The sequence below is a fragment of the Streptococcus sp. ELY_125 genome, from assembly GCF_058314535.1.
Window position 1 is genome coordinate 1 of sequence record NZ_JBZFUM010000038.1, and the last position, 8,256, is coordinate 8,256.

General features: G+C 38.2%; 8 protein-coding genes and 1 pseudogene. 8 read left to right on the top strand and 1 reads right to left on the bottom strand.

From position 1 onward, the window contains the following. The first annotated feature begins 517 nt into the window (after positions 1–517). The 8 genes from AC4HAL_RS10780 (at position 518) to AC4HAL_RS10815 (ending at position 8,067) form a co-directional block, all read left to right on the top strand. Positions 518–790 carry an RNA-binding S4 domain-containing protein gene (locus AC4HAL_RS10780; RefSeq protein ID WP_491094161.1) on the top strand — a complete coding sequence of 91 codons (273 nt, stop codon included), beginning with the start codon at positions 518–520 and terminating at the stop codon, positions 788–790. Further along, the gene (locus tag AC4HAL_RS10785) at positions 777–1,151 is read left to right on the top strand and encodes an FtsB family cell division protein (protein ID WP_447452921.1); all 375 of its coding nucleotides are present in this window, start codon (positions 777–779) and stop codon (positions 1,149–1,151) included. The genes AC4HAL_RS10780 and AC4HAL_RS10785 overlap by 14 nt, the downstream gene beginning before the upstream one ends. A 9-nt stretch (positions 1,152–1,160) precedes the next feature. After that, complete coding sequence (locus AC4HAL_RS10790) at positions 1,161–1,274, top strand: SP_0009 family protein (RefSeq protein ID WP_447452922.1); 114 nt, start codon at positions 1,161–1,163, stop codon at positions 1,272–1,274. Beyond that, complete coding sequence (locus AC4HAL_RS10795) at positions 1,264–2,586, top strand: serine hydrolase (RefSeq protein ID WP_491094162.1); 1,323 nt, start codon at positions 1,264–1,266, stop codon at positions 2,584–2,586. Before AC4HAL_RS10790 ends, AC4HAL_RS10795 begins: the two co-directional genes overlap by 11 nt. Further along, positions 2,583–3,851 (top strand): tRNA lysidine(34) synthetase TilS, encoded by a 1,269-nt coding sequence (tilS, locus tag AC4HAL_RS10800; RefSeq protein ID WP_491094163.1) that lies wholly within the window; start codon positions 2,583–2,585, stop codon positions 3,849–3,851. The genes AC4HAL_RS10795 and tilS overlap by 4 nt, the downstream gene beginning before the upstream one ends. After that, positions 3,848–4,396 (top strand): hypoxanthine phosphoribosyltransferase, encoded by a 549-nt coding sequence (hpt, locus tag AC4HAL_RS10805; RefSeq protein ID WP_447452925.1) that lies wholly within the window; start codon positions 3,848–3,850, stop codon positions 4,394–4,396. Before tilS ends, hpt begins: the two co-directional genes overlap by 4 nt. A gap of 22 nt (positions 4,397–4,418) precedes the next feature. After that, the gene (gene ftsH, locus AC4HAL_RS10810) at positions 4,419–6,416 is read left to right on the top strand and encodes an ATP-dependent zinc metalloprotease FtsH (RefSeq protein WP_491094164.1); all 1,998 of its coding nucleotides are present in this window, start codon (positions 4,419–4,421) and stop codon (positions 6,414–6,416) included. Between the two features lie 253 nt (positions 6,417–6,669). Next, entirely contained in the window at positions 6,670–8,067 is a 1,398-nt protein-coding gene (locus AC4HAL_RS10815; RefSeq protein WP_491094165.1) for an amino acid permease, read from the top strand. 76 nt (positions 8,068–8,143) lie between these two features. Here AC4HAL_RS10815 and AC4HAL_RS10820 read toward each other — a convergent pair. Beyond that, a pseudogene (locus AC4HAL_RS10820) lies at positions 8,144–8,256 on the bottom strand (IS30 family transposase); the annotation flags it as partial.

Genomic DNA, 8,256 nt, shown 5'->3' on the forward strand with positions numbered 1-8,256 from the left:
GGCCTTTTTATTTTGACCAAATTCAAGTAAATACCTTAGTTATTGTCACCTCAGGCCATATTTTTCTAGAGAATTTTTAAAAAAAGACAAACTCCCAAAAAGAAGTTTGTCTTCGGTCTGAAATCGTGATAAAATCACGATTTTGATTTTTCCTCGCTCTCTTATTTTAAGATTTAGGCCTCTACCACTTGTTTTTAGGTGGCAGGCTTTGGCAGTCTATCCCCAGATTGCCAAACTCCACTGGAACATTTCAAACCCACCTCCGCATAGCTCCAAAGGTCTCCCAGACCTTTTTAATCAGGAAATAAAGCTTGCAAAGTAAGTATCAAAAACGATCCGAGGAAAGGCTGTTTCAGGTAACCACCTTAAAACCAAGACATGGTGAAAGCCAAAATTTTTAAATTTTGGGCTGATCACGCCCCCTTTTCTCCTACATTTTGTAGTTTCTCTAGAACGAATAGCCCAAAAAATGGTAAAATGAGAGGGATAGACTTCAGAAAGGAAAGAAGTTGGTAGGATGAGATTAGACAAGTACTTAAAAGTATCACGTATTATCAAACGTCGGCCGGTTGCTAAAGAAGTGGCTGATAAAGGTCGCATCAAGGTCAATGGCGTCCTAGCTAAGTCTTCAACGGATTTAAAAATTAATGATAACATTGAGATCCGTTTTGGTAATAAGTTGTTAACTGTCCGCGTTCTAGAGATGAAAGACAGTACAAAAAAAGAAGATGCAGAGAGTATGTATGAGATCATTAGTGAAAAAAGGATAGACGCTGATGGGGAAAAATGATAAGGTTGTTCAACTGAATAATGACTATATCAAGGTTACTAACCTTACTAAACGTTATGAAGAGGAAGAAACGCGTAAGCGTCACCGTTTTATGGGGTGGACTTTGATTTTTGTCATCTTGCTATTTATTTTGCCAACCTATAATTTGGTTTCAAGTTATCGAGATTTGCAGGATAAGAAAGCTCAGATTGTTCAGCTAAAAAAGGATTATAAGCAAACCAAGTCAGAAACAACTCAGGAAGAAAAATTAGCTGACCGACTAAAAGACGATGAGTTTGTGGAAAAATATGCGCGTGCAAAGTATCATTACTCTAATTCAGGTGAGGTCACCTTTATTATTCCTGAGCTGGTTCCTCAATAATTAGTATATATGGAAAATTTGATTGTAATTATTGAAAAATTTTTAGCTCATTCTGATGAAAAATTAGAAGAGCTCAGACAGAAAAATCAATCCTTAAAAGAGGAGGTGCCTCATGAGGATTAAGACAGGCAATAAGAATATCATCTTTTTTGCCCTTATAGTTTTACTGCCGATTTTTTTGGTTTCTTTCTGGACTGTTAAGGGAGACAGAGAAGTTTCTTATTCCTCTTGGAAGCAGTTTGATCAGGTTTCAGAACGGCAGTTTGATTACTTTTATTTTGCCAAAGTTCCGGCTAATCCCAATGTTTATCGAACAGTAAAAACTTATGCTGATAGTAACCTGACCAAGGTTTCAGGTAAGATTGATCCTGATTCTAAGATAAAGATAAAAAAAGTATTTACAAATTCTAAAGGAATCCCGCTTTTTCAGTTTGCTAACGGGACTTATGCCAAGGCCAGTTACAGTCAGTTTTATGATGATAAGGTCCTTGCTAAGAGAACTTTAGGGAAGGAAAAGTCCTATTGGACGGGCAATGAGGTAGCAATTTATGAAAATCCCTATGTAGCAGGGATGGTATCTAAACGTTCGGCTGTTACAGCTTACAGTAAGATTCAAGTTTCTGAAAGAGCCCTTACCCATCATGGCAGTTATTTATTTATTAAAGGACAAGGGTGGATCAATGAAGCTTTGGTTTCCCAAAAAGATAAACGAATAGGAGCTGTTCAAGATTTCCTGAAGCAAAAGTACAATAATTCTAATAAATACAGTATTTATGTTGAGCAGTTAGATAATGGTAAAACAGCTGAGATCAATGCAGATAAGATCATGTATTCGGCGAGTGTTAGTAAATTACCCCTGCTTTATTATGTTCAAGAGCAGTTGAGTAAAGGGAAAATAGATAGCTCTAAGAAACTAGTTTATAATGCAGCGGTTAATGATTTTAAGAGTGCTTATAAGACTGAAGGAAGTGGAATTATCAGTAAAACCCCTGATAATAAAACTTACAGTATCAAAGATTTGGAGCAAAAGGTTACCCAGTATTCTGACAATGTCGCTACAAATATTTTAGGTTACTACGTGGCTAATCAGTATAATGAAGACTTCCAAAAGACAATAAAATCAGCTATTGGCACTGATTGGAATATGGAAAACCGTAAGGTTTCTGCCAAGATAGCTGGAAAAATGATGACAGCTATCTATGAGCAAAATGGCGATATTACAAATTATCTATCCTCGACTGATTTTGATAAGCAGCGGATTTCTAAAAATATCCCTGTAAAAGTCGCTCACAAAATTGGTGATGCCTACGAATACCGTCATGATGTAGCTATTGTTTATGGTGATACCCCCTTTGTTTTATCTGTTTTTACAGAAAATGCTACCTATGATGATATTACAGCTATCGCTGATGGTGTGTACAGGATTTTAAAATGATTTATCAAACTATTTTCAAAGATATTCAGAAAAAAGGGTATTTTACCTCTCATAAAAAGGTTTTAGTGGCAGTCTCAGGTGGAGTAGATTCAATGAATTTACTCCATTTCTTACATCAATATAAAGATGACCTAGACATTACTATCGGGGTAGCTCATGTTAACCATAAACAAAGAGAATCATCAGATAAGGAAGAGGCTTACTTAAAAGAGTGGACTAGTCATCAGAATATTCCATTTTTTGTCTCTTATTTTTCGGGAAGATTTTCTGAAAAAGCAGCACGTGATTTTAGGTACCATTTTTTTGAGCGCCTCATGCGGGAAAAGGGCTATACAGCCTTAGTGACAGCTCATCATGCTGATGATCAGGCAGAAACAATATTTATGCGCCTGTTACGTGGTAGTCGTCTCAGACATTTAGGCGGAATGGCAGCCATACAGTCCTTTGCAGGCGGTCAACTGATTCGTCCGTTTTTAACGATTTCAAAAAGTGAACTGCCTACTATTTTTCACTTTGAAGATGAAACAAATGCCAGCAATTGTTATCTTCGTAATAGAATTCGTAGGGAGTATTTACCATATTTGTCGCAGGAAAATCCTGCTTTCTCCCGACACCTTCGAGATTTGGGAGAAGAGACCGACTTATTGCTGACAGCCCTGATGGATTTAACGGCTGATTTTAAAAAGGGTAATTTGGAAGTATTTAGAGCGCAAACAAAAGCTGTACAATATTTTCTTTTGCAAGATTATCTAGCTAATTTCTCTGATTTAAGGTTGAGCAAACCTCAATTTAATCAAACTCTTAAACAGTTACAAAAGTCCCAAGCGTGTGTCTATTATCTGAAAGCAGGTTTTTATTTACATGTTGCGGATAAAAGATTTTGGATTGATAAAATCGGTCCTGAGACGGATAGCAGCTTTACCGCTAAAGTGTTAGAATATGGCAATATCGTCAGTATTGGTCAAAATTGCTTTAAATTTGGCCAGATTGGCGATGTAGATCTGGTCAGTCTATCGCCAATTACCTTACGACCTAGGCAGGCAGGCGATCAACTGGATTTTGGGAATTTTCATAAGAAGCTGCGCCGCCTTTTTATTGATGAAAAAATTTCTATAAAGGATCGACAAACGGCAGTCGTAGCAGAACAAGATGGGCAGATTATTTTTGTCCTTGCTGGAGGAAACTTATATTTGAGAAAAGTGCCTCAATGTGTTACAATAAGAGCCAAATTGTGTATAGAAACTAAGGAAACTGGTGACTTATGACTCTGGATAATGACATTGAAAAAGTGCTGTATTCTGCTCAGGAAATCACTGCTAAAACAAGAGAGCTTGGTGAGCAGTTGACACGAGATTATGCTGATAAAAATCCTCTTTTAGTAGGAGTATTAAAAGGCGCTGTTCCCTTTATGGCTGAGTTGATTAAGCATATTGATACTCATATTGAGATTGACTTTATGGTTGTTTCCAGCTATCAAGGTGGTACACAAAGTAGTGGCGAAGTTAAGATCCTAAAAGATGTTGATACTAATATAGAGGGTCGGGATGTCATCTTTGTTGAAGATATTATTGACACTGGACGTACTCTCCTCTATCTACGCGATATGTTCAAGTATCGTAAGGCCAGTTCCGTAAAAATTGCAACTCTGTTTGATAAACCTGAAGGACGGGTTGTTGATATTGAAGCGGATTATATCTGTTACGATGTTCCTAATGAGTTTATTGTCGGGTTTGGTTTAGATTATGCGGAAAAGTATCGTAATCTGCCTTATGTTGGTGTCTTAAAAGAAGAAATTTACACACACGAGTAATTAGAAAGTTTTTTGTTAGTCAATGAATAATAAAAATAAAAATGGGTTAGTCAGAAATGCCTATGTCTACCTCACTCTCATTATCGTGGGAGTTACGGCTCTTAATTTTTATTTCAAGGGGGATTCTAGTCAGACCAAGGAAATTGGTTATTCGACCCTAGTGAAGGAAATAAAAGATGGTGATGTTAAGTCGGTCACTTATCAACCGAGCGGCAGTGTTGTTAAAGTAACGGGTGACTATGCTAAGGCAAAGAAGAGTTCATCAGAAAATGGGAATGCTGATTTTAATTTCTTTAATAGTGGGTCTGCTTCTGTTACCAAGTTTACATCCATCATCCTACCAAGTGATTCGTCTTTGAACCAATTAGAGAAGGCGGCTAATGATTCTAATACGAAGATAAAAGTTATTCCAGAGAGTTCTAGTGGGACGATTCTGTCTTATGTTTTTAGCCTCTTTGTTCCTTTAGTTATCATGGGAATGCTCTTTTATTTCCTGATGAATCAAGGTGGCGGCGGTGGTGCCAGAGGCGCTATGAGCTTTGGTCGTAATAAGGCTAAGGCTGCCAGTCAGGGGGATATTAAAGTTCGTTTTTCTGATGTTGCCGGAGCTGAGGAGGAAAAACAGGAATTAGTCGAAGTTGTAGATTTTCTAAAAAATCCAAAAAAATACCGTGCTTTAGGAGCACGTATTCCAACCGGGGTTCTTCTTGAAGGCCCTCCGGGTACTGGTAAGACGCTTTTAGCTAAGGCTGTTGCTGGTGAGGCCGGTGTTCCTTTCTTTAGCATCTCAGGTTCTGATTTTGTGGAAATGTTTGTCGGTGTTGGAGCTAGTCGTGTTCGTTCCCTCTTTGAAGATGCAAAAAAGGCTGAAAAAGCTTTGATTTTCATTGATGAAATCGATGCTGTTGGCCGTCGTCGTGGAGCCGGAATGGGTGGCGGAAATGATGAACGGGAACAAACCCTCAATCAGCTTTTGGTTGAAATGGATGGGTTTGAAGGAAATGAAAGTATCATCGTTATTGCTGCTACAAACCGCAGTGACGTACTTGATCCAGCTCTTCTTCGCCCTGGTCGTTTTGACCGTAAAGTTTTGGTTGGCCGTCCTGATGTTAAAGGACGTGAAGCTATTTTGAAGGTTCATTCTAAAAATAAACCGCTCAAGGAAGATGTTGACCTCAAGGTTATTGCCCAGCAAACCCCAGGCTTTGTTGGTGCTGATTTGGAAAATGTTTTAAACGAAGCTGCTCTAGTGGCTGCTCGTCGTAATAAGACTAAGATTGATGCCAGTGATATTGATGAAGCGGAAGACCGTGTTATTGCCGGCCCATCTAAAAAAGATAAAAAAGTTTCGGAAAAAGAACGTCAAATTGTGGCTTACCATGAAGCGGGTCACACTATAGTTGGTTTGGTACTTTCAAGTGCTCGTGATGTTCATAAAGTTACCATTGTTCCACGCGGTCGTGCTGGTGGTTATATGATTTCCTTGCCTAAGGAAGATCAATCTCTTCTATCTAAGGATGAGTTAAAAGAACAACTAGCTGGTTTAATGGGTGGTCGTGTTGCAGAAGAAATCATCTTTAATGTTCAAACATCAGGTGCTTCTAATGACTTTGAACAGGCTACTGCTATGGCGCGTGCTATGGTTACTGAATACGGGATGAGTGATAAACTTGGACCTGTTCAGTATGAAGGTAATCATGCTATGAATCCGGGCCAAATGCCAATGGATAAATCATATTCCAGTCAGACTGCCTTAGTCATTGATGATGAGGTTCGTGAACTTCTGAATGAAGCTCGTAACAAAGCAGCAGATGTTATCAATTCTAACCGTGAGACACATAAATTGATTGCAGAAGCTCTGCTTAAGTATGAAACACTTGATGCAGCTCAAATTAAGTCAATTTATGAAACAGGAAAGATGCCCGATGATGCTCTTGATGATTCTGAAAATGATAACTATGCTTTATCTTACGATGAAGTAAAAGAGAAAATGACTGAATCTGAAAATCAAGCTGATTAATGATTAATAATGAGAGGCTGGAATCAAAATTCCGCCTCTTTTGTATTTGTCTAAATTCATTAAGTTGACGCAGCGGTTAGGAGCAATATTTGTTAGCTAGGCCAATTTGGCCTAACTCCTCTTTTTATTGATACTATTTGGAAGTTGCCTGTCTCTCTAAATTAGAGTTGAAATAAAATCGCCAGATAAAAGGATTTACATTCATTTATCCCTATGATAAACTTACAACTATAGAAAATCTAAGGAGAGATATGTGAACATTTTTCGGAAAAAAGATCCTCGTCACATAAAGACAGAAATGGCACGTAGTCTACGTGTTATGGATTTAGTCTTTTTGGGATTAGGTTCTATGGTTGGAACTGGTATTTTTACAGTAACAGGTATCGGTGCTGCGAATTACGCTGGACCTAGCTTGGTTATTTCCATCATTATTGCAGCGATTGCTGTAGGAATTTCTGCGCTATTCTTTGCGGAGTTTGCCTCACGCATCCCAGCTAATGGCGGGGCTTATAGCTATGTCTATGCTACCTTAGGGGAGTTCCCTGCCTGGATGGTTGGCTGGATGATTATCATGGAGTTTTTAACTGCTATTTCTAGTGTTGCATCAGGATGGGGTTCTTACTTAAAAGGACTTCTAGCTAGTTATAAGATTGAATTACCAAGGGCTTTAAATGGCACTTTTGATCCAAGTCAGGGACACTATATTGATTTGTTACCTATACTGGTCATGATTGCTGTCACAGCACTGGTACTGATGAATTCAAAAACAGCCCTTCGCTTTAATAGTGTCTTGGTTATTTTAAAATTTTCAGCCTTGGCCTTGTTCATTGTTGTTGGTCTCTTCCATTTGAACGCTGAAAATTGGGGAAATTTTGCTCCGTTTGGTTTCGGTCAACTATACGGAGGTAAAACGGGAATTATGGCTGGTGCATCAATCATGTTCTTTGCTTTCCTTGGTTTTGAGTCTCTATCAATGGCAGTTGATGAAACAAAAGAGCCACAAAAAACGGTACCAAGAGGAATTGCCTTATCGCTAATTTCTGTGACAGTCCTTTATGTTGTTGTAACACTTGTTTTAACTGGTATTGTTCATTATACTAAGTTAGGTGTTGATGATGCAGTTGCTTTTGCTCTCAGGCATGTTGGCCTAAATTGGGCAGCTAATTATGTTTCAACTGTGGCGATACTTACCCTTATAACAGTCTGTATTTCGATGACTTATGCCTTGTCGCGGACAGTTTATAGTATCAGCCGGGATGGCTTGCTGCCAAATAATTTTAGCCGCATCTCTCCTCGTTCTAAAATTCCTGCGAATGCCACTTTACTAGTCGGAGTTTTTGCTATCATTTTTACAGGTATTATTCCACTGGCTAATTTAGCAGAATTTGTAAACATCTGCACGCTAGCCTATCTAATCGTTTTATCTGTAGCACTTATAAAACTTCGAAAAGACAAAGGGAAACCAGTAAAAGGGCAATTTAAAACCCCCTTGGTTCCGGTGCTACCAGCACTTTCTATTGTTATCTGTCTCTCGCTAATGAGCCAGTTTCAAAAGGTAACGTGGGTTGCTTTTATTGTAGCCATCGTGCTAGGTATACTAATTTATTTTTCATACGGTTATAAAAATTCAGCTATTTCTACAAAGCAATAAAAACTGGGGTTTGTCCTCAGTTTTTTTGCGCATATTCATAGTATTATCTATCTAGATTTTTTCTAAACTTAAATTGTCAAATTAAGTTGGACAGTTTCACCTGACTCAGAAAAACATGATAAGGTGTTTGATAATTTAGAGATTTTCTAGGAATCTTGTTTCTCCTATCAGCTATAGCTGATAAAATGG

Bases quoted from the DNA above. Each gene is read 5' to 3' on its own strand.
- AC4HAL_RS10780 (WP_491094161.1), top strand. From the start codon at position 518: ATGAGATTAGACAAGTACTTAAAAGTATCACGTATTATCAAACGTCGG.
- AC4HAL_RS10785 (WP_447452921.1), top strand. From the start codon at position 777: ATGGGGAAAAATGATAAGGTTGTTCAACTGAATAATGACTATATCAAG.
- AC4HAL_RS10790 (WP_447452922.1), top strand. From the start codon at position 1,161: ATGGAAAATTTGATTGTAATTATTGAAAAATTTTTAGCTCATTCTGAT.
- AC4HAL_RS10795 (WP_491094162.1), top strand. From the start codon at position 1,264: ATGAGGATTAAGACAGGCAATAAGAATATCATCTTTTTTGCCCTTATA.
- tilS (WP_491094163.1), top strand. From the start codon at position 2,583: ATGATTTATCAAACTATTTTCAAAGATATTCAGAAAAAAGGGTATTTT.
- hpt (WP_447452925.1), top strand. From the start codon at position 3,848: ATGACTCTGGATAATGACATTGAAAAAGTGCTGTATTCTGCTCAGGAA.
- ftsH (WP_491094164.1), top strand. From the start codon at position 4,419: ATGAATAATAAAAATAAAAATGGGTTAGTCAGAAATGCCTATGTCTAC.